The 724-nt window shown below is 45.4% G+C and carries 1 pseudogene; it reads right to left on the minus strand.

The window, feature by feature from the left end:
• Positions 1-724, minus strand: a pseudogene (locus F1E73_RS17730) (cell surface protein SprA); the annotation flags it as partial.

Below are 724 nucleotides of genomic sequence, written 5' to 3' on the forward strand. Positions count from 1 at the left end.
AGTAATACGGTTTTCTTTAAAGGTCTCAAAATTGGCAGAACCAAACTCGTCACTTTTATTGAATACCGTACCAATCATCAGGGTAGAAATACTAAAGCTCCCATAATTATTCCCCAAAAGGTTCACATATTCGAAGGCATTGTTTCCAAGGTCGGTCACTTTAAAACTTTCTTTATAGCTTTCCGAGAACTGTCTATCTGCCACTAGGTCGATCGTTAAATCTCGCATAGGTTGTGCGGTAGCGGTAATATTCAACTGCCTATTGGTATTTTTCACATACTGCTGACTAAATTCCGGGAAGGTAGTTAACCATCCGTTCCTAGCCGCCTCAAAACGCACATCGGACTGATTCCCAAACACAAAACCTAAGCTAGGCTTTGCAGTCCCTATAAAACCGACCGACTGGGTATACCCTGGTAACACCTTTCCATTATTCTCGCTATAGGTAAGGTTTATACGCTTCACCATGGTAAGCACATCTAAAAGGGCACTACCGCCGGCCGCGGACTTCTGGTTGTTTCCTGGGCCATTCCCGGCATTGGACAGGACACCCTGCTGCCTTGGGGGCGTTGCGCTATTTCTCCTTCCCAACCCAATAAAATCGTACAATTTCTGCATGCTTAGGGAGGTAGTTAGGTTATGGGTATTGGCATTTTGCACGGTATTTACATCCTCCCCTGCCACTTCGCGTATGGCATCGCCTCCTCGTTGCCAGTCAAAATTA

This window comes from Arenibacter lacus (genome assembly GCF_008711145.1).
GTDB classification, from domain to species: domain Bacteria; phylum Bacteroidota; class Bacteroidia; order Flavobacteriales; family Flavobacteriaceae; genus Arenibacter; species Arenibacter amylolyticus.